Genomic DNA, 25,545 nt, shown 5'->3' with positions numbered 1-25,545 from the left:
CACACTGAATAGCGGCGATTCCGGGGATGATCGAGGGCGTTGGCGGGAAGAATCGCGGGCGACGTCAGGGGTGAATATTGTTCGTTCGCGGGCCCGCGTGCGGGCGTTCGTCGTCGGTCCGTCGTCCGAGTGGTCGTTGACGACAGACGAGTTGATCCACCGCGACGACACCGAGATCGACGAGCCACGCTGAGAACGGCGGTGAACGTACGCGGTGCCGACGGGTCAGTTTCCGCAGACACACTCGTAGCCCTGTCGAGACCGTCCACCGATGTAGGCGTGTATTTCGCTGGCCAGTGCGTACAGCGCTTCGGCACGGGCCCCTGAGGCGAGCCCGTCCTGATAGTACGTCTTTGCCCGGTGTTCTCGCCAGAGATCAGCGAGGTCTTCGGTGGTCGATTCGCTGAAGATACCGACGGCCGCGGCTTCGCGGTAGACTCCCGGGTGGGTGCCCGGGAGATCGTCTGGGTGCATCGTCCCGCGTTCCAGCAGTCGGAACTCGACTGTCCGTTCGATCGCCACGAAGGACGCTTCGATCACGAGCGTGTCGTAGCGCGCATCGCGAAGTGCTCCGGCACCGGCGAGCAATCGGCACGCTTTCCGCAGTTGAAGCAGCGCAGCGTCCCCGACGTCGAGTTCGGGTTCGATCGCTTCCGGTCGTCGGTCGAATGCGGCTTGCACCTCCGCGATGAGGTGATCGACCTCCGTACTACTCATCTGCCAACACCTCTTTTCGGAGGGTGTGGTACTTCGGGCCCCCGTACACGGTTACTCCCTCGGTCAGGATTTCGCGGAGCTTTGATCCGGCCCGGCGCGCACTGTTCACCGACTCGACGTACGGCTCGAATTCGAACCGATCCCCGTCGAAGCGCTCCGTGCGGAGCTCGGCACAGACGTCCGCGATCGCTCGCCGGGCGCTCGTTCGGTCCCCCTCGACGACGACGAACACGTCGATATCGCTTTGACGGTCTGCCTCACCGCGAGCGACACTTCCGAAGACAGTGATTCCGAGCACTGCATCGACATCGGACATATCGATGAGTGCCGTTTGGGCCCGTTCGACAAACGCGCGGAGCGGCGCGTGGAACTCCGATTGCTCGATCGCGAGTATCGGATCGTCTTTCTGCAGTCGAGTCGGATCGATCGAGACGTAGTTTCGCTGTGGAGTCTCCCGGATCTGTAGCGCGCCGATGTCATCTAAGAGCTCGACAGCCCGCCAGACCGTTGATCGGCTGACCTCGGTTGCGTTGACGAGGTCTGGAATCGTGAACTCCGTCTCGTGTGCATCGGCCAACAACCGGAGTATCTCGTCTGCAGCCCGAATACGAAAGATAGTACCCTCCGTGGTCGGATAGGCGTCGATGCAGATTTTTATATCTCGTTTCTTCATATCAGACACTATCTGAATATGTGCAATAGGATATAAATTTTGTCTAGCCAATATTCGTCGCCACGCCGACGCGGGGTTTCGATCGTCCACAGAATCCCGAGAGATACTACTGGAAAAATCGACGGTCTCGCTCCCGCCGTGAAGGACCGGCCGCTTGCGTCCGCGCTCGTCAACGAACTCGACCCACAGGCCGACAGTAGCGTTGATCCGTTCGTGGCGAGTCACGCGATCTCGACGTCGGTGGGGACGACGGTGAACCCGAGCGTGTGGAAGTCGGCGTGGTCGAACGTGAAGACGTGGTCGATGTCGTACTCTCGTCTATTTTCCCCCTAACTAAACAGTACCACCGAACGAACGCAACCTATTTTTCCGGCCGCGATCCTCCGTCCCGTAGGAGCCAGTGACAAACCCGTGTGGCCACCCACAAACGGAGACATCGATCGCCGGAGCAGGGAGGTCCTCCTCGCGGTGTTCCTCGTCGGCGTCCGCGATCGAAACCCCGGCGCGGTCGCGAACGCGCTCCTCGCGCTCGCCGGGACGTACCTCCCCGCGGTCGCCGAGCGCGTCGGCGACGTCGAGTGCAGGCCGTGGCAGCGCGCGTACGTGGATACCGCGATGATCGCCCACGCGGTGGGGATGCTCGGCCCGTACGACGACGTGCCGTGGTGGGATCACCTCACGCACGCGCTCTCCGCGAGCGTTCTCGGCGGGATCACCTTCGCGGCGTCCGAGCGTCGCGGGCGAGATCCCCGCCCGCGGGTCCTCGGCGTCGTCCTCGGCTGCGGCCTCCTCTGGGAGGCGGTCGAGTACGCGATCCACGCGGTCGCAAAGCGCCTCGGCGTCGAACCGATCCTCGTCGTCTACAGCAAGCGGGACACCATCCTCGACCTCGTGTTCGACCTCGTCGGCGCGCTCTTCGTGCTCCTGTTCGGCGACCGCCTCCTCGACAACCTCGCGAATTCCGAGGAATGAGTGACTGCGGGCTGACCGACCGCGCGGCTCCGCCTACTCGGCTTCGATGTCTTCGCCTTCCATCCCGCCTCCCATCGTCTCGCGCTCGTCGGGTTCGTCGCCGCCGAAGTAGTCGACGAGCCAGAGGACTCCTCCGACGATGATCAGTGCGATTCCGACCAGCGAGGTCGGCGGCGCGGGGATGAAAAACAGGATCGCACCGACGAGGATCATCATCCCGGGACTCAACCACGCGACCCATTCCTGTGCTGTGTGTGGCATCGTGCGTGCCATAGGATACGACACCACCGAGAGCGTATTTGTAATGGACGCAGTTCACCCGTGGAGGACACCCCCGGTCCCGCTCACGATCGCGTAAGCCGACGTTACGTCACAACGCAGCGAGCGGAGACGGGGTCGTATCCCCCGAGAAATGTGGGTTTCGACGGGTACCAGACCGATTCGATGCGGTAAGCTGAGGTTGTAGTCGGAGTCACCCGACCTCGGGGTCAAGCCCCGGGCATTCGCCTTGGCCCTTTGTAGATCCGACGGCGCAATCTCACCGACACACAACCAACGTCTTTACCTCATCACGCCCAACCACCGCGTATGGATTCGATCAACCGGATGGCCATCGAACTCGTCGACGAGGCCATCGACTTCGCGGAGGAGCTCCGCGTCGTACCACACGAACTGGAGTCGGGGGCGACCGTCCTCGACTTCGGCGTCGACTCGCCAGGTGGCGTCGAGGCCGGAATGCTGCTCGCGGAGATCCAGACGGCGGGCCTCTCGACCGTCCAAACCCGGATGGACGACGTCGCGGGCGCGCCCACCCCATACGTCGAACTGCAGACCGATCACCCCGCGCTCTCGCTACTGGGCTCGCAGAAGGCGGGCTGGGAGCTCACCTTCGCCGAGCCGCCGTTCGACGGCCTCGGCTCCGGTCCCGCCCGCGCGCTCGTCGCCGAGGAGGACGAGTTCCACGCGATGGAGTACTTCGACGAGTTCGACCTCACGGTCCTCTCCGTCGAGAGCATCGACCTCCCGGGCGATCAGATCGCCGAGCACGTCGCCGAACAGGCCGGCGTCGAACCCAGCGCCGTCTTCCTCCCCGCGTACGCGACGGGCTCGACCGTCGGGAGCGTCACGGGAGCGGCCCGTGCGGCCGAACTCGCGTGTTTCCGACTCTTCGAGCTCGGCTACGACGTCCGCAACGTCCAGTCGGCGTTCGGCTCCGCGCCGATCGCGCCGGTCAGCTACGACGAGAGCGTCGCGATGGCCCGCACGAACGACGCCGTCGCCTACGGCGGCGAAGTGCATCTCACCGTCGCCGAGGACTTCGAGGAGTTCGATCAGGTGCCGTCGAGCGCCCGTGAGGAGTACGGCACGCCGTTCGAGCAGATCTTCGACGACGCCGATTGGGACTTCTATGAGGTCCCCGAGACGATCTTCGCGCCCGCGAAGGTGACTGTCGACGTCGTCGACGGCCCGACGTACGTCCTCGGCGAGAAAAGCGAGGAACTGCTGGCGGACTCCTTCGGCTACCGATCGTAGCGGGTGATGAGCACGATGCGCTTCAAACTCCTCCCCGAACCGCCGGACTCGCTCGAGTTCGTCGCCGACGCCCAGCGCGCAGTCCCGCTCGTTCCCGGCACGGAAGACGACTGCTGCGCGCGTCTGATGCACCGGCTCGACTTCCCCAGTCGCGACGTCGCGCGAACGTGGCTCACCTTCCTTCGCGCGCTCGAACTCGCCGAAGAAACCCCCTCGGGCTTCGTTCGGGAGTCGACGGAGCCGACGCCGAAGGGGATCAGAAAGGCGTTTCGAGACCGCGTCTACGGCGCGCGCGAAGTGCTCGACAGCCTCGCGAGCGACGAACCCCGCACCGTCGACGAGGTGTTCGAGGAATTCGAGGAACGCGTCCCCGTCTGGGAGACCCACCGCGCCGCCGGCGACTGGCGGGATATCTGGCGCGAGCGCGTCGAGCGCATCCTCGGGTGGGCGATTCTGCTTGACCTCGCCGACGAGCGTGACGGCGGCTACGTGCGGGTCGAATAGCGGGGCGATCGGCGAGAGACATTCGCTACGTCGCCGACGGCGGCACATCGACATCGGGATCTGCACCATCGCCATCGTGTTGCTCTCGCAGCCGACGAATGCGCTCGGGGATCGGCGGGTGCGTCATATGGAACGCGGCGTACGCCGGATGCGGGAACGGATTCGAGAGATTCTCGCCGGCGAGTGTCTCTAAGGCGCGCGTCATCGACGCGATCTCGCCCATCGTCCCCGCGGCGAAGTCGTCCGCCTCGCGCTCGTGCGCGAGTGACAGTTGGTTCGTCAGCGGCGCGGAAAGCGAGAGCAGCGGCCCGGCGTACAGCAGTCCGAGCCCCAGCGCGGCGTACGTCTCCGCGGGCAGGCCGAACGCCGCGTACACCCACTGAGAGGTCGTCACCCACCAGAGGAACGCGAAGACGACCGCCATCTGGACGGCCGAAGCGGCCAGTTGCTTCCAGATGTGGTTTCGCTTCCAGTGGGCGAGTTCGTGGGCTAACACGGCCTGAATCGCCTCCCGATCCATCTGCTCGACGAGCGTGTCGAAGAGGACGACGCGCTTCGTTTTTCCAAAGCCGACGAAGTACGCGTTCGAGTGCGAGGATCGACGGCTGGCGTCCATCTCATATACCTGCTCGCAGGTGAAGCCCGCGCGCTCGAAGACGTCGTCGACGGCCTCCCTGAGCTCGCCGGATTCGATCGGCTCGAAGTCGTTGAAAAGCGGCGCGATGACGCGCGGGTAGACGACCATCATCAGGAGCGAGAAGCCGACCACGAGCGCCCAGCCGACGACCGGCCAGAGCGCGGGAAGCGACTCGACGGCGAGGAGCACAGCGCCGGCGACGACACCGCCGATGACGAGCGCGACGACCGTTCCGACGAGGAGGTCCCGCAGCCACAGGAGCGGCGTCTGGTTGTTGAACCCGAAGCGCTCCTCGATGACGAACGTCTCGTAGAGGTCGAAGGGAACGGAGAACAGTCGGCCTGCCACCACGGCAGCGGCGAGGAGCAAGACGCCCTGTGCGACGCTCGGCAGTCCGGTCTCGGACAGCGCAGTCGCGATGTCGCCGTAGAGACCGGACACCACGACCGCCAGCACGACGAGGACGCCGAGCCACGACTGTAGGTTGGAGAGAACCGTTTTCGAGCGCTGATACGCCAGCATCTCCTCGGGGTCGTCGACGTCGAGCGCAGAGCGGACCCACTCGTCGGCCTCGCGGACGGCGCGAGCGCCGTACCGGAGGTTCAGCCGGTCGAGGACCGTCTCGAGAAGCTGTACGCCCCCCAAAAGAGCGACGAGCGCGAACGCGGCCGTAGATACCATTACCGGACCGTCGGACCCGAGCGGACTTCAACGTCGCGGCGTCGTTCCAATCAGTGTATCTCGTCGCCGACGTCGACGACGGTGCCGACACCCTTCGACTGCCCCTCGCGGAAGACGAACCGCTGGCCCTCCTCGACGAAGTACGGCCGGAACTTGAACTCGACCTCCGCAGTCCCGGTGTCACCGGGGAGCAACTGACCGCCCTCGGGCTTGAACACGACCGCCTCGCTCACCGTTTCGAGGTGGACGACGGGCTCGTACCCCTCGCGGATCCGCGTCGGGTGATTCAACACCATTACTTCCGCCTCGAAGGAGCGGACCGCGTCGGGGTCGGCCGCCGGAGAGAGCAGCGCCATCCCGCGCTCGATCTCCGCCTCGCTGACGCCCTTCAGCGCGATGCCGACGATCCGCCCCGCCTTCGCCCGATCGACCCGGTGGTGGTGCATCTCGATCGAGCGGACCTCGACCTCGCGGAAGTCCCCGTCGGGCATCGGCCCCAACAGGAGTTCGTCGCCCGCCTCGACGCTTCCGGCGTTGACGGTGCCGGAGGCGACCGCGCCGACGCCCGTCACCGAGTAGCTCCGATCGATGTACATCCGGAAGTCCGCGCCGGACTCTCGCGTCGTCTTCGGAAGCCGTTCGAACATCGAATCGAGGTCGCCGAGGCCGTCCATCGTGACCGCGCTAGTCGTGAGCACCGGGACGACGGAATCGCTTATCTCCTCGACGGCGGCGTCGACGCCGTGGCGATCGACCCGCAGCGGCGTCCGCCCGACGTCCCGGAGCAGCCGCTCGACCTCGCGCTCGACGGCGGCGAGCCGATCCGCCTCGACCGCGTCGGCCTTCGTGATCGCGACGAGCGTCGGCAACTCCATCGCGAGCAGGATGCCGAGGTGCTCTCGCGTCGTCTTCGTCGGCCCGTCGTCGGCGGCGACGACGAGCAGGCCGTAATCGAGGCGCTGCCCCACGAGCCCGCGGATCGTCGTCCGCAGCCACGGCTCGTGACCGACCGTGTCGACGAACGAGACCAGCCGCTCGGACTCCTCGACGACGCGCGCGCGGTCGGATTTGCGGTGCGGGTTGTCCATGTGGACCGGTCCCTCCTCGGTGAATCCGTAGACCGCGTAGGAGAGGTCCGCTGAGAGCCCGCGTTCGACCTCGTGGGGCTGGACGTCGAGGAAACCGCGCGTCTGGCCCTGCCCGTCGTCGGCGGTGCCGGTGACGAGCGAGCCGACGAGCGTCGATTTCCCGTGATCGACGTGACCGGCGGTCCCGACGACGATGTGGTCCTCGTCGACGTCGAGCATCGCACCCTCTTGGACGGTCGCCACGCCGACGAGTCCGCGGTCGCCGCCGTCGCCGACGCCCCACGTCTCGGCGTCTTCGATGTGTGCGCCAGCCTCCTCTGCGAGAATTGAGAGGACGTCCATCGACTCGGAGAACTCGTCGGGCTCGATGCCGGCGATCCCGCCGTCGTCGGTGACGCCGACGACGTAGGTCGCCGTTCCGTCGCCGGAGAGCACGCGGTGGCGCAGTTGCGCCGCCAGACTCTCCAAGCGGCCGTCGGCGAGGTGGAGCTCTCGCGAGAGCCGCTCTTTGAACTCGACGTTGCCGCCCTCCTCCTCGCCGCGCTCGAGGGCCGATTCCAGAACGGCCCGATCAGCGCTCATAGCCGCGGGTAGGGAACGACCCGCTAAAACCCTTTTCGTGGTGTGTGTAACCGTGTCACAGTACTCGTAGAGACGCCGCGGCGACGGTTCGGGTCGCGGAGGCATCGTGTTCAGATCCGGGAGGATGTCACTCTCGGATCCGTTCGTACGCGCGGTTCACGCGCTTGAACTGCTCTTCGTCGCCATCGTCAGTGTCGGGGTGCGTCGTCTTCACTCGTTCGCGGTAGGCCGCTTTCACCGCCGCGTCGTCGGCGTCGGCGTCCACGCCGAGCGTCCGGTACGCCTCCGCGAGCGTCGGTTCGTTCGGTTCTCGTCGCGATCGGTCGGCGCGTCCTTGGCCGCCGGCCGTCCGGCCTCGCTGTCGACGCCGACCCTCGGCCGACGCACGTCGCCCGGGACCGAAGCCTTGGAACTCCCGCGGACCGCGCCCCGCCGCGTTGGCGCGCTGTCGACGACCGCGTCGGGTGCTCGCGGCCGTCCGCTCCACCCGCTCGCCGAGCCGTCCGCTCGCGTGGTACCACAGGGAGTACGTCGCCGCCCCGAATATCGTCGCGAACAGCAACAGCAGCGGCTGGTACGCGAATCCGAGGACGACGAACAGCACCGTCGTCCCGGCGAGTACCGCGGTGAGTCCGATGACGAGTCCGTCTTCGTCCACGAGTGAACAAGGGCGGTCGAGAACCGTAAGCGTCCCGGCGTGACGATCGGCATCCAGTCAGCAGTCGGCAGTCGGCAGCGGCGGCCATTTCGAGACGACAGATCAATTACGGGCCTCGCGGAACGTCAGGTAATGATTTCGCTCGAAGAGACGTACATCGAGAACCGCGTGCTCGTCCAGCCCAACGACACTAACAACAACGACACTGCCCACGGCGGCAACGTCGTCAAGTGGATGGACGAGGTCGGCGCGATGTCCGCGATGCGCTTTGCGGGCGAGACGGTCGTCACGGCGAATATGGAGAGCGTCGACTTTCACCGGCCCATCCCCCGCGGCAACGCGGCGTTGATCAAGTCCTACGTCTACGACGCGGGCACGACGAGCGTGAGCGTCTACCTCCGGGTCTTCAGCGAAGACCCGCTCTCCGGCGAGACCGAACTCACGACGGAGTCGCATTTCATCTACGTCGCGATCGACGACGACAACAAGCCGACGCCGGTCCCCGACCTCGAAATCGCCACGGAGCGGGCGATCGAACTCAGAGAAGCGGCCAACGGGGAACACTGAACGGCCAACGGTGAACACAGAGTAGGCTGCGCCGACGCGTGGAATCGCGAAGACGAGAAACGCGGACGATCACTGACTCAGATAGCCGCCCTCGACGCCGAGCGCCTCGCCGGTGACGAACGACGCCTCCGCAGAGCAGAGCCAACAAACCGCGTCGGCGATCTCTTGTGGCGTGCCGAGTCGGTTCATCGCGTGGCGGCTCTCGATCTGTTTCCGCAGCTCCGGATCGGACGTGATTCCGCCTTCCTCCAACAGCGGCGTCTCGATGAATCCCGGACAGACGGCGTTGATACGGACCCCGGTCTCACCGTTCTCCAAGGCGGCGGTCTTCGTCAACCCCAAGATACCGTGCTTCGCCGCGACGTAGCCCGATGCGGACTCGAAGCCGACGTGCCCCAGTATCGAGGAGTTGTTGACGATCGCACCGCTTTCCTGTTCCTGCATCTGTTCGATTTCGGGTTTCAGGCAGTTGAACACGCCGAGCAAATTCACGTCGATGACGGCCTGCCAATCCTCAGGGTCGTAGTCGGTGATGGGCGTCTGTGCGCCGCCGACACCGGCGTTGTTGAACGCGTAATCGAGCCCACCGAATTCGTCGACCGCGACGTCGACCATCCCTCTCGCCGCGTCGGGATCGGTGACGTCGGTCTCGACGAACCGGGCGTCACCGCCGGCCTCCTCGATCGTCTCGACGGTCGCCTCGCCGCCCTCGACGTCGACATCGGCGACGACGACGCTGGCCCCGCGCTCGGCGAATTCTATCGCCGTCGTCTCGCCGATTCCAGATCCGCCGCCCGTGACGATCGCGACGCCATCGGTAAACGAGCTCATATAGAAAAATCGCAATTATTCAACAAAAGTGTAGCGGCGACCGGAAAGCGCAGCCGATTCACGATCCTATTCGCTCTCGTCGCAATGCAGATAGTATTGATATCGCGGTATAAGATATATCAAAGGCTGTCGGTCTCCCAAATCAGTATCTTCAACACGCTCCACGCGAAGTGCTCGCGTATGAGCCTCGAACGCGACGACGAGTGCCCCGAGTGCGGACACGACGGCTTCTGGAAGACAGCGTCGATGACGATCCACCTCGGCACGAAGACGAAGTGGCGCTGCAACGAGTGCGGCTACGGCTTCATCGAGATCAACGGAATCAGCACCGCAAAAGCATAAGTCGCAGACGGAACGTTATTCTTCCTCACCCAGCGCGCGCCACGAGAGCCGCGGGTTTCGCGCGGCGGTCGCCTGATCGATCCGGCCCGCAGTCGTCTTCGAGGGCGCGGATTCGAGTTCCTCGTCCGAATCAGCCATCGCGCTATCGAAGGCGGCCGCGAGGTCGTTCAGCGAATCGAGGCTCTCAGCCTCCGTCGGCTCGGTGAGCATCGCCTCGGGGACGAGTTCGGGCCACTTCGTCGTCGGCGGGTGGACGCCGTAATCGAGCATTCTCTTTGCGACGTCCGCGGCGTCGCGATCGCCCGCCGTCGCCGCGAACTCGTGGTGGAACGGTCCGTACGGGATCTCGTAATCGATCTGTGAGGCGAGGTAGTTCGCGTTCAGCACGGCCTTCGCGGAGGCGTCTTTCAGTCCCGAATCGCCGAGCCGAGCGATGTAGGCGTACGCCTTCACCAACACGAGCCAGTTACCCTGATAGCCGTGGACTTTCCCGATGCTCCGATCGGGCTCGTACAGCTCGTAGTGGCCCTCGCGCTCGCGGACCTGCGGGCTGGGGAGGAACTCGGCGAGCTCCTCGGTGACGCCGACGGGGCCGGCTCCCGGCCCGCCGCCGCCGTGCGGCGTCGCAAAGGTTTTGTGGACGTTGTAGTGCATCACGTCGAAGCCCATGTCGCCGGGGCGAGCCTGTCCGAGCAGCGCGTTGAGGTTCGCGCCGTCGTAGTAGAGCAGTCCGCCGGCGTCGTGGACGATGTCGGCGATCTCCTCGATGTCGCGCTCGAACACGCCGACGGTGTTGGGATTCGTCAGCATCAGCGCCGCGGTCTCCTCGGAGACAGCGGCATCGAGAGCATCGAGGTCGACGCGGCCGTCCTCGCCGGAAGGCAACTCGACGACGTCGTAGCCGGCCATCGCGGCGCTCGCGAAGTTCGTCCCGTGCGCCGATGCGGGCACGATTACCTCTGAGCGCTCCTCGTCATCGTTGGCCTCGTGATACGCCTTCGCGACGAGGATGCCTGTGAACTCGCCGGCGGCCCCGGCGGGCGGCTGCAGCGTCACCGCGTCCATTCCTCCGATTCGGGCGAGGTAGTCCTGCAGGTCGTAGAGGAGTTCGAGCGTCCCTTGGATCGTTCCGTCCGAGCGGTCGGGGTGGACGGCACCCTTCGGATCGGCCGCGACGTCCTCGGTGAACGAGGGGTTGTACTTCATCGTACACGATCCGAGCGGGTACGGCCCGCTCTCGACGCTCCAGTTCATCTGCGAGAGTCGCGTGTAGTGGCGGGCTAGCTCGGGCTCTGAGAGCCCCGGCAGTTCGAGGCTGTCGCGGGTCAGATCGTCCGGCAGCGGCGACGTCTCGCCGACGTCACCAGAACTTGAAGAGTTCTGGTTGCTTGTCGGACTGCGTCCGACTACGTCGACGCTCGTCGTATCCTTCTCGGAGAGCAGCGGTTCGTATCGGTCCTCGTCGCCGTAGCGCGCTTGATCGTAGTTCATAGTGCCTCCTCGAACGCCTCGACGAGGGCCTCGGTCTCAGCGGCGTTCACATCGGTTACGCACACCTGCAGCAGGTGGTCGTCGACGACGTGGACGGCGAAGCCGCTCGCTTCGAGATCCCGCGCGATCGCCGGGGCTGGCTGGTCGGTTCGCGCGAGGAACTCTCGGAAGTGGTGTCGGTCGTGAACGGGCGCTTTGACGCCGCGCAGGTCGCTCAGAGAGTCAGAAAGCGACTCGGCCTCGCGGACGCACTGCCCCGCGAGATCGACGAGCCCGTCGGGCCCGAGATACGCGATGTGCATCGCGGTCCGCAGCGCCACCCACGCCTGATTCGTACAGATGTTCGACGTCGCGCGCTCCTTCCGGATGTGCTGTTCGCGCGTCTGCAGCGTCAGCGTGAACGCTCGCTTGCCGGCGGCGTCCTCGCTCGCGCCGACGAGCCGTCCGGGAACCTGTCTGAGGAACGTCTCGCGGGTGGCGAAGATGCCGAGCCCCATCCCGTAGGCCGTCGGAAGGCCGAGCGCGTCGGCCTCGCCGACGACGACGTCCGCACCGACGCGTTCTGGCACTTCGAGCAGGCCGAGCGCGACGACGTCGGTCCCGAGACAGAACAGCGCGTCGGCCTCGTCGGCGATCTCGCCGATTTCGGTCAGGCGCTCCTCGATCGTGCCGCGGACGGTGGGGTTCTCCGCGTAGACCATCACCGTCTCCTCGCCGGCGAGATCCGCGAGCGCGTCGAGATCGACGTTGCCGTCGTCCATCGGGTACGTTCTGATCTCCAAGTCGGTGCCGTCGATGTAGTTCTCCAATACTCCGCGCTTGTTCTCGTGGAGGATTTCGGGGATCAACACCGTCGTTCCCGACGCCTGCCGGACGCGTCCGGCGAGACGAGCGGCCTCGCCGAGCCCCGTCGCGGCGTCGTACATCGAACAGTTCGCGACCGGGAGCCCCGTGAGCTCGACGAGCAGCGACTGGTACTCGAACAGCGCCTGCAGGAACCCCTGCGTGATCTCCGGTTGGTACTGGGTGTAGGAGGTCAGAAACTCCGAGCGCCGCGAGAGGTCGTCGACCAGCGACGGCACGTAGTGCGAGTGGTGATCGCGACCGAGGAACTCCGTTATGTTCTGATTCTTCGCGAAGGTCTCCGACAGCTCCGCGCGGAGTTCGCGCTCGCTCCGTGATTCGATTCCGAGGTCGCCGTCGAACCGCACTTCCGCCGGGACGTCGAAGAGGTCTGCTTCGCTCTCGACGCCGACGGCCGCGAGCATCTCCTCGGTCTGGTCGGGTGTGTGCGGCGCGTACGGACTTCCGTCGCTGTGTTCGTGTCTGGACGTATCAGTCATGTATCGCTCCCCTCGATCGAACGGTTTCGACTCGGTTTACCGGCGAAGCGGCGTTCCCGTTCACGGCCACTCACTCGGTTTGCTCGCGGTACTCCTCGGGCCCGAGGAGGTCGTCGAACTCCGACGCGTCGGCGACCTCGACTTCGAGCAACCAACCCTCGCCGTATGGGTCTTCGTTGACCAACTCGGGCTGATCGAACAGCGCCTCGTTGACGGCGGTGACCGTCCCCGAAATCGGCGCGTAGAGGTCCGAAACGGCCTTGATCGACTCGACCACGCCGAACTCCTCGTGCTGTGTGATCTCGTCGCCGACCTCCGGCAGTTCGACGAACACGACGTCGCCCAGTTCGTCCTGCGCGAAGTCGGTGATGCCGATCGTCGCGGTCTCGCCGTCGGTGGTTGCGTACTCGTGCGATTCCAGGTACTTGCGGTCTTCTGGTACTTCGAACATTAGTGGTCCTCGATGAATGGTGTAGAAACGATTTCAGCGCGCTTCTCTCGGTCGCGAACGACGACCGAAAGCTCCGTTCCGGGTTCCGAAAGCGACGTCGGTACGTAGCCGAGGGCGATCGCCTCGCCCAGCGTGGGGCTCATCGTCCCACTCGTCACGTGCCCGACGACCTCGCCGTCGGCGACGATGTCGTACCCGTGGCGGGCGATTCCGCGCTCGCGAAGGACGAGGCCGACGAAGGTCTCCGCAACGCCCTCGGCTTCGATCTCCGCCAGCGCGTCGCGACCGACGAATTCGGTGTCGAGCGCGACGGTCCAGCCGATACCGGCCTCGTATGGCGTTCGCGGTTCGTCCTCGGAGTCGAAGTCCTGTCCCGAGAGGAGATAGCCCATCTCGGTCCGGAGCGTGTCCCGCGATCCGAGCCCGCAGGGCGTGCAGTCGTCCGCGAAGGCGGTCCAGACGGCTTCGGCGTCCTCGGTGGAACAGAGGATCTCGAAGCCGTCTTCGCCGGTGTAGCCCGTTCGGGCGACCAGCGAGTCCGCCCCTGCGACGTCGGCGTCGACCACGTCACCTTTCGACAGCGACGCGACGTCGGTCTCGGTCGTTTTCGCGACGGTCGATTCCGCGTCTGGCCCTTGTACCGCTACCATCGCCCACGCCTCGGTCTCGTTGTCGACGTCGGCGTCGAGCCCCCATTCGTCGCGGTGGTCGACCCAACGTCGATGAATCTCCTCGTCGTGGCCGGCGTTCGGGACGAAGAGGTACTCCGCGTCCCCCTCGCCGGGGAGCCGGTAGACGATCGTATCGTCGATGATGATCCCCGACTCGTCGGTGATCGTCGAGTACTGCGACTCCCCCGGCGAGAGACGGGTCACGTCGTTCGACGTGAGCCGCTGCATCAACGCGGTCCCGTCGGATCCACGCACGACGATCTCGCCCATATGCGACACGTCGAAGATGCCGACTGATTCCCGAACGGCCGCGTGTTCCGCCCGGATCGAGTCGAATTCGACGGGCATCTCCCACCCGCCGAAGTCGGTGAAACTCGCGTCCGCGGCGTACACGTCGTACAGCGGCGGCTTCCGAAGGGCCATACTCGGAGCGTGGGGTTACGGCAAGAAATGTTTTGGTATGTCGGGCGTGAACCCGGATCGTTTCGAGAACTAATAAATTATATAGTGCGATATGAAATTTCACCATTGCTCAACGAGTATCCCGTCGGGCCACTAACCCGCAAACCTGATTCGTCGGCGTTATGCCCTCGCCCGAATGAGTGGGGGTATGGATCCACAGGGACGCCAGTTCGTCGCGGACGGCGGCCACGACGGAGAGCGGCGCGTCGCGCTCTTCGTCGACGGGCCGAACGTCCTCCGCGACGAGTTCGACGTCGATCTCGACGACGTCCGCGAGGCGGGCGCGACCGCGGGACAGATCACGGCGCTCCGACTGTACCTCGACGAGCACGCGACCCCGGGGCTGATTCAGGCCGCGGAGGCGCGGGGGTTCGAGGTCGTCGTCACGAGCGGTGACGTCGACGTCCGTCTAGCGATCGACGTGACCCAGTTCGCGATCGAAGACCGCGCGGACGTCATCGCCATCGCCTCCCGCGACACGGATTTCAAGCCCGCGATCGAGACCGCGAACGCCTACGGCTGCCGAACGTTCGCGATCGCGCCCGGCGAGTTCGGTCGCTCGGACGCGTTGCGGAACGCGGCGACCGAGGAGATCACGATCGAGGAGCGCGACGATGACGGTCCCACGCTCGTCGGCTACGACGAATAGTAGGGCACGGGCGGTTGAGTCAAGCGCGAACCGCTGAATCGACTCCCACCGAGTGAGCCGGAGACGACCGCGCTGAAAGCGGGCGGACTTTTTGCGTCGCGCACGTCACAGCGCCTATGGAAGACCTCGGTACGCCGGTGCTCGACAACCACCTCCACCTCGATCCCGAACACGGCAGGGGAATCGACGCCGTCGACGACTTCGTTCGCCTCGGCGGCACGCACCTCCTCGTGGTGAACAAGCCCTCGTGGCTCCTCGGGGTCGAACCCGATTCCGGAGCGGACTTTCGCCCGGTCTTCGAGACGACCTGCGAGGTGGTCAGCGAGGCGAACGGGCCCCTCCCCGGCCGCGCGTGGCCCGTCCTCGGCGTCCACCCCGGACTCGTCTCCCGACTCGTCGACGACCGCGGATTCTCGCCCGCGGAAGCGAGCGAGTTGATGAAGGCGGGACTCGACTGCGCGGCCGAGTTCGTTCGCGGGGACGACGCGCTCGCGCTGAAATCCGGTCGCCCGCACTACGAAGTGACCGACGCGGTGTGGGACGCCTCCAACGACGTGATGAAACACGCCTTCGAGTTGGGTGCCGAACTCGACTGCGCCGTCCAGTTGCACACCGAGGCGACCGACGACCTCCGCGAGGTGGCCAAGTGGGCGGAGGACCGCGGACTGCCGGCGCACCGGGTCGTCAAGCACTACGCGGGCGGGACGCTCGCGGGGCCGACGCCGAGCGTGATGAGCGAGAAAGACTGGTTGCTCACCGCGGCCGACGCGGGCGAGCCGTTCCTGATGGAAACGGACTTCGTCGACGACCCGGACCGACCAGGCGCGGTGCTCGGACCGAAGACCGTGCCGCGTCGCGTGCGGTGGTTACTTGACGAGGGCCGAGACGACGCGGTCGAGCGCGCGCACGTCGACACGCCGGAGCGAGTCTACGGTATCGACACGCGAGCGACGCTGTCGCGGTGATCGGGGCGGTCGAGGGCGTCGCGGACGCGTGGAAACGGTCCAGATTCGCGTTCGGTGCGGCATCCGGTGGCATCCGTCACGTGGCTACCGACAAGAAAGGCATTTGAATCCCGGCGGGAATGGTGGTGTATGACCGAGGCCGAGGAGACCTACTACACCGAAGACCGCTGGCAGAACTGGCTCGCGCGCGTCGAGGAAGAGGAGCTCGACCCCGAGAACGAAGACTCCGCGCGATTGCTTTTGAACCTGCAGGACGACGCCGCCATCGCGGTCGCGAAGATCGTCTCCGCGTACGAGGAGAGCAGACTCGGCGACGAGGAGGCGATCGAGGAGCTCGAACGCGTCCGGACGATCGTCCTCTCGGAGCCCGAACTCGATATCGAAGACGAGGACGCGAGAGCGGACAAGGCGATGCTCATCGACGGCGTTCAGACGAGCCTCGTCTGCGTCTTTTACGCGGCCGAGGAGTACATCGTCGCGGGCGCGGCCGAGGAAGCGCCCCTCGAAGAGTACGTGGAAGCCGCCGCCGCGGCCGAGCGAGACGAGGATATGGACGCGGCGCTGGGCTACCTCGTGCAGGCCGGGACGCGCATCATCGCCGGCGACGAGCTCGATATGACCGTCGCCGAGGAGCTCGAATACGGCCTCGTCTCCGAGTGGGTCAACGGCCTCGACAGCCTCCAGAGCGCGATGAGCGACCCCGAAGTCGTCGAGGAAGAGGACTGAGAAACCCTCGCCGTGATGCGCCCGCCGAGCGAGCAGGCGCAGCGGGCCGACGGATTCAGACGGGTGCGATCGAACCGCGAACCTCCGGCGCGCGCGGAACCGACACCCCTCCACCGGCCCCGGTTCGACACCCCACGGCGGCACGTTTTTATCCGGGACCTGCGGAATCCGGAGTATGATGCTCCGAGGCGACGACAGGGGCGTGACCGTCCAGATCGGGGCGGTGCTCCTCCTCGGCTTTCTCGTCGTCTCGCTGTCGCTGTATCAAGCCACCGTCGTCCCCGCGGAGAACCGGCAGGTGGAGTTCCAGCACAACCAGCAGGTTCAGTCGGATCTCGTCGAACTGCGGAACGCGATTTTGGGCGTCGCCGCGACGGGATCGGGCGCACCCGTCGGAATCGAACTCGGGACGCGCTACCCCACACGGACCGTTGCCGTCAACCCCGCGCCACCGGGCGGAACGCTATCGACGAACGCGTTGGGATCGATCGAGGTGCGGAACGCGACGGCCGACGACACGACCACTCCGGGGGTTGACTCCCCCGAGACGGCCGACTTCTGGAACGGGACGACGCGCACCTACGAGACGCGGACGCTCTCGTACCGCCCCAGTTACGCGAACTACGTCGCCGCGCCGACGACCGTCTACGAGAACGGCATCGTGTACAACCGCTTCGACGGCGGGAACGTCACGCAGACGGGCCAGCCGCTCGTCGCCGGCAAGCGCATCTCGCTCGTCGCGCTCTCCGGAGAACTCTCTCGCGGCGGTAGCACCACGTTGTCGGTCGACCCTCGGGCGGTGAGCGTCTCGACCCGAACGGTCAGCGTCACCGACGCGGGCGAGAACGTCTCGGTGTACGTCCCCTCTCGACTCGGGGCCGACGACTGGCGCGACCTCCTCGATCGAAGCGGCGCGTACGATCCGAGCGCGGACTCGGCGAACGACGCGTACGTCTACCGGGTGGCCGACCGACCCGACGGCGTCGAACTGTTCTTCGAGCCGGGGACGACCTATCAGCTCAAACTCTCGAAGGTGGGCGTCGGCGCGAACGTCACGGGAACCGAACCCGCGTACCTGACGAGCGTCGAGGACCCGCCCGCGAGCCCGTTCACCGATCGGGCGTACCCCTTCACCGTCGAGTCCCGAGACAAGTACAACAACCCGATCGGGACGTCGGTCGAGGCAGGGGCGATCCGCGGGACCGTCTCCGACGGCGTCGTCGTCGAGCCCGGTCGATACCGATACGAGTACACCGCGCCGAGCACGGCCGGCGACGACTCGGTGAAGGTTACCTCCCGCGTCGGCTCGAGCGACCCCGCATACGACGTGGGGGGCGGCGACTTCGACGGCGACAGGGTCGAGAACGTCCAGTACGACCTCGACGTGCAGGCCGGCGGTGGCGGTGGAGGCGGCGGAGGCGGCGGTGGCGACGGCGACGGGACGGGAAGCGCCGATCAGCTGTCCTTCGGCGGGAACGGGACGATCCAGAGCAGCAACGATGGACGGTTCAGATTCGGCATCGAGAACGTCGGTAGCACGGACGTCGAGGTGGTTGAGTTCGGCGTCGGCGGGACGCTCGTGGACACGCTCGACGCGGGCAACCAACTGGAACTCGGCCTCGGAAACGGCGAGGCCGACAGCGGACCGTACGTCGCTGATGGGACGACCCATCCGCTCGACGTCAACGCGACCATCATCCCGGGTGACACGCCAGCAGTCGAGTTCAGAGGGCTCAAGGACGGCAACGGGGACAACGTCGCTAGAGGCACGCTCGAAACGCTCCAGTACGCTCCCGACTCGTCGACGTCGACCGCGGAGCTGTACGTGATCCTCGAAGCGTCCGACGGAACGCGAAAGACGTTCTACTTCGAACAGTCCTGACGCGCCTCGGGTGTGGGGCCCCCGCGGCTGTCGTCGATTCCGGCGCAGATGAGTGATGGGGTGTTTTGGGGCACTGCCGGGATGACAGCCGACGGCGATCGGGGGTGTAGACGATCGTCGAGCGAGCCATCGACAAAGACATAAACCCGACGCGGGATACCGCAGGTATGACAGCCGTCGGCATCGACGCCATCGAGTTCCGGACCGGAAAGCTCCGGCTGGATCTCGCCGACACGTTCGCACCGGTGAAGGGCGAAGACCCCGAGAAGTACACGAAAGGAATCGGCATCGAGAACTCCTCGCTGCCGGACGTCTACGAAGACATCGTTACGATGGGCGCGAACGCCGCCAAGCGCCTGCTGGACCGAAAGGGCCTCACGCCGGACGACATCGGCCGCATCGACGTCGCGACCGAGTCCGCCTTCGACAACTCCAAACCCGTTTCCACCTATATCGCCGGCTGTTTAGAGCAAATCTACGACGGCGACTTCCACCACGCGAACAAGGGCGAGCGGAAGTTCGCCTGTCTCTCCGGAACGCAAGTCATCGACGACGCGTACAACTGGATCCGCGCGGGTCGCAACCGCGGGCGCGCGGCGCTCGTGGTCGCGACCGACACCGCGCTGTACGAGCGCGGTGACCCCGGCGAGGCGACCCAAGGTGCCGGTGCGGTCGCGATGCTCATCGACGAGGACCCCGATATTGTCGCGCTCTCGACGGAGCAGGGGTACGGCAGCGCCGACGAGACCGACTTTCTGAAGCCCAATCAACAGTTCCCGAGCGTCGACGGCAAGCGCTCGATCCAAGTGTACCTCGCGCGGATGCGCGAGGCCCTCGAAGACTACGAGTCCGTCGCGGGTGACACCCACCCCGACGACTTCGTCTACTTCCCGTTCCACACGCCGTACCCGGGAATGGTCCGCAAGGCCGCGTTGCTGGGCTACCGTCACATCACGCGCGACACCGAGATCGAGGACATCCTCGCCGACGACATCGGGATGCAACCCCGCGAGGACGACTTCGATTCGCGGGAGGACTACGAGGAGGCGATCCGCGCGTATATGGACGAACTGAAGGGTACGCGTCGCTACCGCGAGTGGTACGAGCGGGCGATCGAGCCGACGATCCAGATCGCCGGGCAGGTCGGCAACTGGTACACCGGCTCCGTGCACGTCGCGCGGCTGTCGGCGCTGAAAGCGGCCGCCGAGGCGGACGTCGACCTCGCGGGCGAGAAGCTGCTCGTCGGCTCGTACGGTTCCGGCGCACAGGCGGAGATCCACGCCGAGACCGTCCAAGACGGCTGGCGAGAAGCCGTCGACGCGGTCGACGTCGACGACCAACTCGACGGCCGGTACGACCTCTCGTACGACGAGTACGAACTCGTCCACGACGTGCACAACCACGAGAAGGAAGTCGAGGTCGAGGAGTTCACGCAACCCGCAGCGGAGTTCGTCTTCACGGGCTGGGGCCGGATGAACGAGCGGCGCTACGAGTACATCGAGTAGGCCGTAGGTACACGACGAGGCTGTGATCTAGCAACCGACAGAAGGCATTTACTCAACGGTCCAGAGTCTGGCATAATGGCCCTCCACGCCCGAAAACCCGTACACTTCGCCCTCGTAGCGATGCTGCTAACGGCTGGCTGTCTCGGCGGATCCTCGATAACGACAAACGAGGCGAAAGAGCGGGCGCTCGCCGCCGAGGAGGCGCACGTCATCGATCAGTTCGAGAACGCCTCTTGCGTCGAAGACTGGGGGCTGGAGTCCTACACCGGCGTCGAGCGAGAAGCCGCGGTGATCAATCAGACGTCAGCCGGCGTGTACGTCGACGTGAGCCAACCGTTCTGGTACTCGACGGCAGAAACGGAAGCGGATGTCGGGTCGGAGGCGAAATATCTCGTGAGCGAGAACGAAACGCGGCGTCTCGACGGGACCGAGGTCTCACCCTGCTGAGCGAGCGAGTGGGAAGAGAGGTAGAAGAGAGGTTGAGGAAAGAGAGAGATGCCCCGACGTCGAACAACTTACGGCAGTCGCCGGAGGTCTTCCAACATCTCGTCTAAGTCTCGATTCGAGATCGCCAGCGAGAAGCCGTCGATCGTCGCGAGCGCCGGGGCGTGCTCCCAGAGGTCTTCCTCGGTGAGGCCGTGGAGGATGACGGCGTTCGGCGTGGGGTTGACGACGCGCATCGCCACCAGCGGTGACTCCCCGCGGGTGACGCCCGTGAACACCAGCGCGCGCGACGTCGACTGGCCGTAGAGGCGGTAGAACTCCTCCGAAGAGAGCCGCGTGATCGCCTCGATGCTGTTGATGACCGTGTGACCGCTGATCCGGTCCTGATCGCCGCGGACGAGTTCGGTCGCGTCCATCGCTTCGTAGAGCGTCTCCAGCGGGATCGACGTGGGGTACTCGCGGAGGTCTTGGACGATGTCGCTCTCGAAGCCCGCCGAGATGACGCGGGCGTATTGGCGGATCCGGCCGCCGCCGCGCGACTCGTCGATGTCGAGAAGCGCTTCGACCATCCGACGGACGACGCCGATACCGGGGCTCTCGCGGCGGCCGCTCTCGTAATCGGAGATCACGGAGGAGGAAACGTCCAGCTGCTCGGCGAGTGCGGTCTGAGAGACGTCGAAGTCGGTTCGCCACTTCCGGAGCGTCGCGCCGGGATCGTCACTCAACGTGATTTCTCCGGCGATTCGCCGCGCGAGATCCTCTCTCGGCACCGTCGTCATACTCGAACGCCCCCGGCAACCGGGCTCTCTCGGTCCATTTCTGTCCCATCTGGGTGAGGTGGCCGCAAAAGCGTATCGAAGAAGGGGTTCGACGAACGCCGATATCGGAGCGGGAGTGTCCGCCTCCTCGGGCGGAATCGTCGCCCGCACGAGATACCAGCGCTCTTGTCGACTGCGCCCGGAGACCGATCGATGACCGAACGCTCGACGGATTCGGCGGTTATAGTCCGCCCGTTCGACACACAGAGCGACACCGATGGGCTCTGGGGGCTCAAACGCGGCTTCGAGTTGGGAATCGGCGCGAAGACCGGCGGCGACGAGAAAGGCACAGTCTACGAGGAGAAGCTAACGTCGGGGTACCGCGAGCGGTGGCTCGACTGGGTCGACCGCTGTGTCGAGGACGACCCCGGGTGCGTGATCGTCGCCGTCGACGGGGCGGGAGCGGAGACGACACCGATCGACGATCGAGCGCCCGACGTCGACCTCGTCGGCTACGCCTTCGTCCTTCCCGAATCGCTGGCGTTCGTCTGGGACGCCGCAGTCCTCAACGAGGTCTTCGTCGCGCCCGACTACCGAGGGACCGGCGTCGCCGACGACCTGATGGACGCGGTCCTCGCGTGCGCCCGGTCGCAGGACCTGCCGCTCGATCGGCTAGTGCTCGACGTCGACTGCGAGAACGACCGGGCACGGGCGTTCTACGGCCGGTACGGTTTCGAGCACTGGGGAGAGATGGTCGCCAGAGAACTGTAGTCGGACGACAGAGGGAAAGCGGGGAAAAACCGGCATTCGACCGGTCAGCGATTCGATGCGAGCGATCCGAGCGCGCCGCCGACGCCGCCGAACACCAGCGGGTAGACGATCCCCGCTAACAGCACGGCAGTCACGAGCGTCGGCCCCGCGTTCGAGTCGCCGACAGAGATCGAGAACGCGAGCGCGCCGGCGATCGCGAGCGGGAGATACCCCAACGCGACCGACGCGCCACCGACCGCACCCGAGAGCGGCGATTCCGCGCGCGCCGCGACTGCGACGAGCGCGCCCGCGATCAAGAGGATGACCGGCGGGAGGACGAAGAGCGCCGGCGAGAACGCGTCGCCGCGACTGATGAGGTTCACGGACGTCGATCCGAACAGGCCGGGGATCTCGCTGGTGACGTAGTGGGCGCTGTAGAACACCCAGCCGACGAGTTTCCACGTGCCAGGATCGCCGGTCGCGAGTTCGAGGACGCGCGCCGCCAGCGAGTTCGCGATCTGCTGCCCGGTCATCGCGTAGGTGAGCGCGTAGGTGACGAGATACGAGAGCACCCCGGCCACGGTCGCGGTACCGAGCGTTCGGCCGTTCGGTGCGATTCCACCGCGCGACGTCGTCGATTCAGGGCGTGACATCGTTGCGAGGTCGGCACGCCCACATAGGTATTTTCTGGTTACTCCCGAAGCGCTTCAGACCTCTGTCATTCGACGCCGACTCGCGGTTTCTCTTGGCGGCCGGTGAGTTCGTCGGGATCGAGTCGGTACAGGCGGTACTCCAGTTCCCGCGGCGCGTCCTCGTAGATCGTCACGAACGGGATGTCGATCGAGCGGATCGCCTCGACGACCGTCCCGTCGATCGTCGCCTCCGGAATCTCTGATAGGGGACCGCGGGCGACGACGGACGCCCAGCCCTCGACACCCTCGGTAGTTACGACGAGGGCTGCCCGATCCGACCGTTCGAGGTACCGCTCCTTCTCGGAGTCGTCCCCGAAGCCGAGTCGGAGATACAGCGCCTGCTGGTCGGCGTCGTAACCGTAGGACACGGGAATCGCGTACGGATCGCTCTCGTCGGCGAGCGCCAATACCCCGACGCCGCCGGTCCCGAGCAGTTCGTCGATTTCTTCGTCGTCGAGCACGACGGCGCTCTCGTCGTCGGTCATACTCGTCGTTTGCGCTGTGAACGGTTAAACTGTCGCTCAAGTAGAACAAATGCGAGTATGCGCAACGAAGTGGTAGCCGAGCAGCAGGGGGAGGGGTGGCAGCTTCGGTCACCGCACGCAGCGACTGGAGGGTCGTGTTTAGTTAAGCGATGGCAGGCCAAAAAACCGCCAATGGGTGGGATTGGAAGGGGCCGCGCTCTCGACGAACCCGAACGACGTAAGGACCGCAGGCGCGAGCACCGCGAGCGCCGAGGACCGCAGCGAGTTCTGGGAGTCGAGAGCGCGGGGGCTTCCGTCACCTTCTCTGTATCAATCTCGACCAGTTCGTTCCTAACTAAACAGGACCGACTGGAGACCCGCAGAAGCTAAACGGGCCTCGCTCTTTCACCCGACAATGACCGACTGGACCGAACGGTATCGTCCCTCCACCCTCTCGGAGGTCCGCGGTAACAACAAGGCCCGCGACGCCCTGAAGGAGTGGGCGGAGACGTGGTCTGAGCACCGCGAGCCGGTCGTCCTCCACGGCGCGCCGGGGGTCGGCAAGACCTCCGCGGCGCACGCACTGGCGAACGATATGGGCTGGGAAGTCGTCGAACTCAACGCCTCCGACGAGCGGACCGCCGACGCCATCGAGCGCTTCGCGGGGCGCGCCTCGCGCAACGCGACGCTCGCGGGGTCGCTCGGCGGCAACGGCGGCGGTCGCCAACTCGTCATTATGGACGAGGCGGACAACATCCACTACCAGTACGATCGCGGCGGCAAGCGCGCGGTCACGAGTCTCTTGAAGGAGGCCAGCCAGCCGATCGTCCTGATCGCCAACGAGTACTACGACATGTCGAACGGGCTGCGCAACGCCGCCCGCGAGATCGAGTTCCGCGACGTCTCCGCGCGCTCGATCGTCCCCGTCCTGCGGGACATCCTCCGAAAGGAGGGAGTCGAGTTCGACGAGGAGGCGCTCGAACGCATCGCCGAGGCGAACAGCGGCGACCTTCGCGCCGCGGTGAAAGACCTCCAAGCGACCACCGAGGGCCGCCAGAAGGTGACGCTCGAAGACGTGACGACCGGGTCGCGAAACCGCGCGGTTGGCCTCTTCGAGTTCCTCGACGCCGTGTTGAAGGAGAAGTCAGCCGAGGAAGCGCTGCGGACCGCCTACGACGTCGACGAGACGCCCGACGACCTGCTCCAGTGGGTCGAGGACAAGGTGTCGTTGGTGTACGAGGGCGAGGAGCTCGTCCGCGCCTACGAGTTCCTCTCGAACGCCGAGGTCTGGACGAGTCGGGTGTATTCGACGGATTTCGACTACTCGTGGTGGCGCTACGCGACTGACAACCTCGCGGGCGGCGTCGCGGCCGCGCGCGATCGCACTCGCGGCGGCTGGACGCAGTACGGCGGCGCGCCCTACCGCTCGACGCGGGACAGCACCCGCGACGACGTCGTCCGCTCGATCGCCGAGTCCGGCGGCTTCTCGATGACGACCGCGCGTCTCGACGTCCTGCCGTTTCTCTCGGCGATGACGCACCACTGCAAGCCCCGGAAGCTGACCGTCGCGATGGCCGCGTGGTACGACCTCGACGAGGCGGCCGTCTCCTACGTCACCGGCAGCGGCGAGACGACCAATAAGGTCCAATCGATCGTCGAGGACGCCGGCGAACTCCGTTCCGAGGCGGTTGAAGCGCACGCGGGCGACGCGTTCGTCGGGCGAGAACGGGTCGACGCGGCGGACGCCGCCGGTACCGAGAGCGACGACGGTGAGGACGACAGCGAGGACCAACAGACCCTCGACGCCGACGTGTTGGACCGAGACGACGAGTCGGCGGCGGATATCGAGGGCGAAGACGAAGCGGACGACGGTCAGTCCGGGCTCTCGGACTTTATGTGAGATCGCGGCGAAACGCGAGGGCGACGTTTAAGGAGTCGATACGCTTCGTTCCCCTCGGAACTTCGAGAGAGCGATCACCAGAAGGACGCTCCCGAGCGCGCCGGGAACTGCCAGTAGCGCACCGAGCGCCGCCGCTTCGGCGGCGTTCGTGAGTACCAGTCCCGCGAGCGCGCCGCCGATCCCGCCGAGGGCGTATCCCGCGGTCGCGTACTGAAGCGCGCTGGACCACGACACGTCGCGGAACACGACCGTCAGCGCGGCCCCAGTCGCGATAGGTATTCCCTCGAACACCGTCGCGAAGAACAGCCCCGCGACGAGCACGCCCGCCGTGAATTTGGCGAGGCCGACGAGCGCGCCGACCGTGAACTCGTCGAGCCCGAGCGGGCTGGCGACCGCGATCGCGACGCCGCAGACGATCGCGAGGGCGTTCGTTCCCACCAGCGTCCACTCGATCCGTATTCCGGTTGCTCGGGCGACGAGCAGGCCCACCGCGGCCAAGAGGGGGAGGACGACGAGCGCCGCGATCATCGCGAGCAGCACGACGAAGCCCATCCCGGGGACGTTTGTCACGGGCGGGGCTACGCGGACGGTTGGTAAGTGCTTTGTC

General features: G+C 65.8%; 29 protein-coding genes. 14 read left to right on the top strand and 15 right to left on the bottom strand.

What is annotated here, in order from left to right; genetic code table 11:
- Positions 1 to 70: 70 nt before the first annotated feature.
- Entirely contained in the window at positions 71 to 193 is a 123-nt protein-coding gene (locus tag U5919_RS12990; RefSeq protein ID WP_336024836.1) for a hypothetical protein, read from the top strand.
- A gap of 32 nt (positions 194 to 225) precedes the next feature.
- On the opposite strand, the gene U5919_RS12985 is transcribed toward U5919_RS12990, so the two are convergent.
- Together U5919_RS12985 and U5919_RS12980 are read right to left on the bottom strand one after the other, a co-directional pair.
- A complete protein-coding gene (locus tag U5919_RS12985; protein WP_336024835.1) occupies positions 226 to 717 on the bottom strand; it encodes a DUF8154 family protein in 492 nt (163 codons plus the stop codon).
- Positions 710 to 1,390, bottom strand: coding sequence for a nucleotidyltransferase domain-containing protein (locus U5919_RS12980; protein WP_345786348.1), 681 nt, complete (start codon positions 1,388 to 1,390; stop codon positions 710 to 712). Before U5919_RS12980 ends, U5919_RS12985 begins: the two co-directional genes overlap by 8 nt.
- A 411-nt stretch (positions 1,391 to 1,801) precedes the next feature.
- On the opposite strand from U5919_RS12980, the gene U5919_RS12975 reads away from it, so the two are divergent.
- Positions 1,802 to 2,362: a DUF2238 domain-containing protein gene (locus U5919_RS12975; protein WP_336024833.1), complete on the top strand. Its 561-nt coding sequence runs from the start codon at positions 1,802 to 1,804 to the stop codon at positions 2,360 to 2,362.
- 33 nt (positions 2,363 to 2,395) lie between these two features.
- Here U5919_RS12975 and U5919_RS12970 read toward each other — a convergent pair whose 3' ends face one another.
- Complete coding sequence (locus U5919_RS12970; RefSeq protein ID WP_336024832.1) at positions 2,396 to 2,635, bottom strand: hypothetical protein; 240 nt, start codon at positions 2,633 to 2,635, stop codon at positions 2,396 to 2,398.
- 315 nt (positions 2,636 to 2,950) lie between these two features.
- Between U5919_RS12970 and mch the strand changes: the two genes are divergently transcribed.
- Positions 2,951 to 3,895, top strand: a complete 945-nt coding sequence (gene mch / locus U5919_RS12965; RefSeq protein WP_336024831.1) for a methenyltetrahydromethanopterin cyclohydrolase — start codon at positions 2,951 to 2,953, stop codon at positions 3,893 to 3,895.
- A gap of 15 nt (positions 3,896 to 3,910) precedes the next feature.
- Positions 3,911 to 4,399, top strand: a complete 489-nt coding sequence (locus tag U5919_RS12960) for a double winged helix-containing putative transcriptional regulator (RefSeq protein WP_336025588.1) — start codon at positions 3,911 to 3,913, stop codon at positions 4,397 to 4,399.
- Between the two features lie 25 nt (positions 4,400 to 4,424).
- On the opposite strand, the gene U5919_RS12955 is transcribed toward U5919_RS12960, so the two are convergent.
- The 3 genes from U5919_RS12955 to U5919_RS12945 form a co-directional block, all read right to left on the bottom strand.
- Positions 4,425 to 5,717 (bottom strand): M48 family metallopeptidase, encoded by a 1,293-nt coding sequence (locus U5919_RS12955; RefSeq protein WP_336024830.1) that lies wholly within the window; start codon positions 5,715 to 5,717, stop codon positions 4,425 to 4,427.
- A gap of 50 nt (positions 5,718 to 5,767) precedes the next feature.
- Positions 5,768 to 7,387, bottom strand: coding sequence for a GTPBP1 family GTP-binding protein (locus tag U5919_RS12950; RefSeq protein ID WP_336024829.1), 1,620 nt, complete (start codon positions 7,385 to 7,387; stop codon positions 5,768 to 5,770).
- A gap of 127 nt (positions 7,388 to 7,514) precedes the next feature.
- Positions 7,515 to 8,045 carry a DnaJ domain-containing protein gene (locus tag U5919_RS12945; RefSeq protein WP_336024828.1) on the bottom strand — a complete coding sequence of 177 codons (531 nt, stop codon included), beginning with the start codon at positions 8,043 to 8,045 and terminating at the stop codon, positions 7,515 to 7,517.
- 132 nt (positions 8,046 to 8,177) lie between these two features.
- Between U5919_RS12945 and U5919_RS12940 the strand changes: the two genes are divergently transcribed.
- Positions 8,178 to 8,612, top strand: a complete 435-nt coding sequence (locus tag U5919_RS12940) for an acyl-CoA thioesterase (RefSeq protein WP_336024827.1) — start codon at positions 8,178 to 8,180, stop codon at positions 8,610 to 8,612.
- A 69-nt stretch (positions 8,613 to 8,681) separates the two neighbouring features.
- Here the strand turns inward: U5919_RS12940 and U5919_RS12935 are convergent, their stop codons facing one another.
- The gene (locus U5919_RS12935) at positions 8,682 to 9,443 is read right to left on the bottom strand and encodes an SDR family NAD(P)-dependent oxidoreductase (RefSeq protein WP_336024826.1); all 762 of its coding nucleotides are present in this window, start codon (positions 9,441 to 9,443) and stop codon (positions 8,682 to 8,684) included.
- Between the two features lie 180 nt (positions 9,444 to 9,623).
- Here U5919_RS12935 and U5919_RS12930 point away from each other — a divergent pair, with 180 nt between their 5' ends.
- Positions 9,624 to 9,785, top strand: coding sequence for a DUF7838 family putative zinc beta-ribbon protein (locus tag U5919_RS12930; RefSeq protein WP_336024825.1), 162 nt, complete (start codon positions 9,624 to 9,626; stop codon positions 9,783 to 9,785).
- A 15-nt stretch (positions 9,786 to 9,800) separates the two neighbouring features.
- On the opposite strand, the gene gcvPB is transcribed toward U5919_RS12930, so the two are convergent.
- From gcvPB to gcvT, 4 genes are all read right to left on the bottom strand, one after another.
- The gene (gene gcvPB, locus U5919_RS12925; RefSeq protein WP_336024824.1) at positions 9,801 to 11,276 is read right to left on the bottom strand and encodes an aminomethyl-transferring glycine dehydrogenase subunit GcvPB; all 1,476 of its coding nucleotides are present in this window, start codon (positions 11,274 to 11,276) and stop codon (positions 9,801 to 9,803) included.
- Complete coding sequence (gene gcvPA / locus U5919_RS12920; RefSeq protein ID WP_336024823.1) at positions 11,273 to 12,619, bottom strand: aminomethyl-transferring glycine dehydrogenase subunit GcvPA; 1,347 nt, start codon at positions 12,617 to 12,619, stop codon at positions 11,273 to 11,275. Before gcvPA ends, gcvPB begins: the two co-directional genes overlap by 4 nt.
- Before the next feature lie 70 nt (positions 12,620 to 12,689).
- On the bottom strand, positions 12,690 to 13,070 hold the full coding sequence (gene gcvH, locus U5919_RS12915) for a glycine cleavage system protein GcvH (RefSeq protein WP_336024822.1): 381 nt from the start codon (positions 13,068 to 13,070) through the stop codon (positions 12,690 to 12,692).
- Positions 13,070 to 14,164, bottom strand: a complete 1,095-nt coding sequence (gcvT, locus tag U5919_RS12910; protein WP_336024821.1) for a glycine cleavage system aminomethyltransferase GcvT — start codon at positions 14,162 to 14,164, stop codon at positions 13,070 to 13,072. Before gcvT ends, gcvH begins: the two co-directional genes overlap by 1 nt.
- Before the next feature lie 187 nt (positions 14,165 to 14,351).
- On the opposite strand from gcvT, the gene U5919_RS12905 reads away from it, so the two are divergent.
- The 6 genes from U5919_RS12905 to U5919_RS12880 all read left to right on the top strand — a co-directional run bounded on the left by U5919_RS12905 (position 14,352) and on the right by U5919_RS12880 (position 20,377).
- Positions 14,352 to 14,852, top strand: a complete 501-nt coding sequence (locus U5919_RS12905) for an NYN domain-containing protein (RefSeq protein ID WP_336024820.1) — start codon at positions 14,352 to 14,354, stop codon at positions 14,850 to 14,852.
- A 116-nt stretch (positions 14,853 to 14,968) separates the two neighbouring features.
- Positions 14,969 to 15,817: a TatD family hydrolase gene (locus U5919_RS12900; RefSeq protein WP_336024819.1), complete on the top strand. Its 849-nt coding sequence runs from the start codon at positions 14,969 to 14,971 to the stop codon at positions 15,815 to 15,817.
- Between the two features lie 129 nt (positions 15,818 to 15,946).
- Positions 15,947 to 16,543 (top strand): DUF2150 family protein, encoded by a 597-nt coding sequence (locus tag U5919_RS12895; protein WP_336024818.1) that lies wholly within the window; start codon positions 15,947 to 15,949, stop codon positions 16,541 to 16,543.
- 175 nt (positions 16,544 to 16,718) lie between these two features.
- A complete protein-coding gene (locus tag U5919_RS12890; protein WP_336024817.1) occupies positions 16,719 to 18,425 on the top strand; it encodes a hypothetical protein in 1,707 nt (568 codons plus the stop codon).
- A gap of 167 nt (positions 18,426 to 18,592) precedes the next feature.
- A complete protein-coding gene (hmgB, locus tag U5919_RS12885) occupies positions 18,593 to 19,930 on the top strand; it encodes a hydroxymethylglutaryl-CoA synthase (RefSeq protein ID WP_336024816.1) in 1,338 nt (445 codons plus the stop codon).
- Between the two features lie 75 nt (positions 19,931 to 20,005).
- Complete coding sequence (locus U5919_RS12880; RefSeq protein WP_336024815.1) at positions 20,006 to 20,377, top strand: hypothetical protein; 372 nt, start codon at positions 20,006 to 20,008, stop codon at positions 20,375 to 20,377.
- 68 nt (positions 20,378 to 20,445) lie between these two features.
- On the opposite strand, the gene U5919_RS12875 is transcribed toward U5919_RS12880, so the two are convergent.
- The gene (locus tag U5919_RS12875) at positions 20,446 to 21,153 is read right to left on the bottom strand and encodes a helix-turn-helix domain-containing protein (protein WP_336024814.1); all 708 of its coding nucleotides are present in this window, start codon (positions 21,151 to 21,153) and stop codon (positions 20,446 to 20,448) included.
- A 192-nt stretch (positions 21,154 to 21,345) separates the two neighbouring features.
- Between U5919_RS12875 and U5919_RS12870 the strand changes: the two genes are divergently transcribed.
- Complete coding sequence (locus U5919_RS12870) at positions 21,346 to 21,903, top strand: GNAT family N-acetyltransferase (protein WP_336024813.1); 558 nt, start codon at positions 21,346 to 21,348, stop codon at positions 21,901 to 21,903.
- A gap of 44 nt (positions 21,904 to 21,947) precedes the next feature.
- On the opposite strand, the gene U5919_RS12865 is transcribed toward U5919_RS12870, so the two are convergent.
- A complete protein-coding gene (locus U5919_RS12865; protein ID WP_336024812.1) occupies positions 21,948 to 22,535 on the bottom strand; it encodes a DUF7978 family protein in 588 nt (195 codons plus the stop codon).
- Positions 22,536 to 22,600: 65 nt separating this feature from the next.
- Positions 22,601 to 23,059 (bottom strand): pyridoxamine 5'-phosphate oxidase family protein, encoded by a 459-nt coding sequence (locus U5919_RS12860; protein WP_336024811.1) that lies wholly within the window; start codon positions 23,057 to 23,059, stop codon positions 22,601 to 22,603.
- 394 nt (positions 23,060 to 23,453) lie between these two features.
- Here U5919_RS12860 and U5919_RS12855 point away from each other — a divergent pair, with 394 nt between their 5' ends.
- Positions 23,454 to 24,938, top strand: a complete 1,485-nt coding sequence (locus tag U5919_RS12855; RefSeq protein WP_336024810.1) for a replication factor C large subunit — start codon at positions 23,454 to 23,456, stop codon at positions 24,936 to 24,938.
- Between the two features lie 27 nt (positions 24,939 to 24,965).
- Here the strand turns inward: U5919_RS12855 and U5919_RS12850 are convergent, their stop codons facing one another.
- Positions 24,966 to 25,508 carry a hypothetical protein gene (locus tag U5919_RS12850; protein WP_336024809.1) on the bottom strand — a complete coding sequence of 181 codons (543 nt, stop codon included), beginning with the start codon at positions 25,506 to 25,508 and terminating at the stop codon, positions 24,966 to 24,968.
- Between the last annotated feature and the right edge of the window lie 37 nt (positions 25,509 to 25,545).

The sequence above is a fragment of the Halobellus sp. LT62 genome (assembly GCF_037031285.1).
Taxonomy (GTDB): Archaea; Halobacteriota; Halobacteria; order Halobacteriales; family Haloferacaceae; genus Haloquadratum; species Haloquadratum salinisoli.
This window is presented reverse-complemented; position numbering and strand designations above follow the sequence as displayed.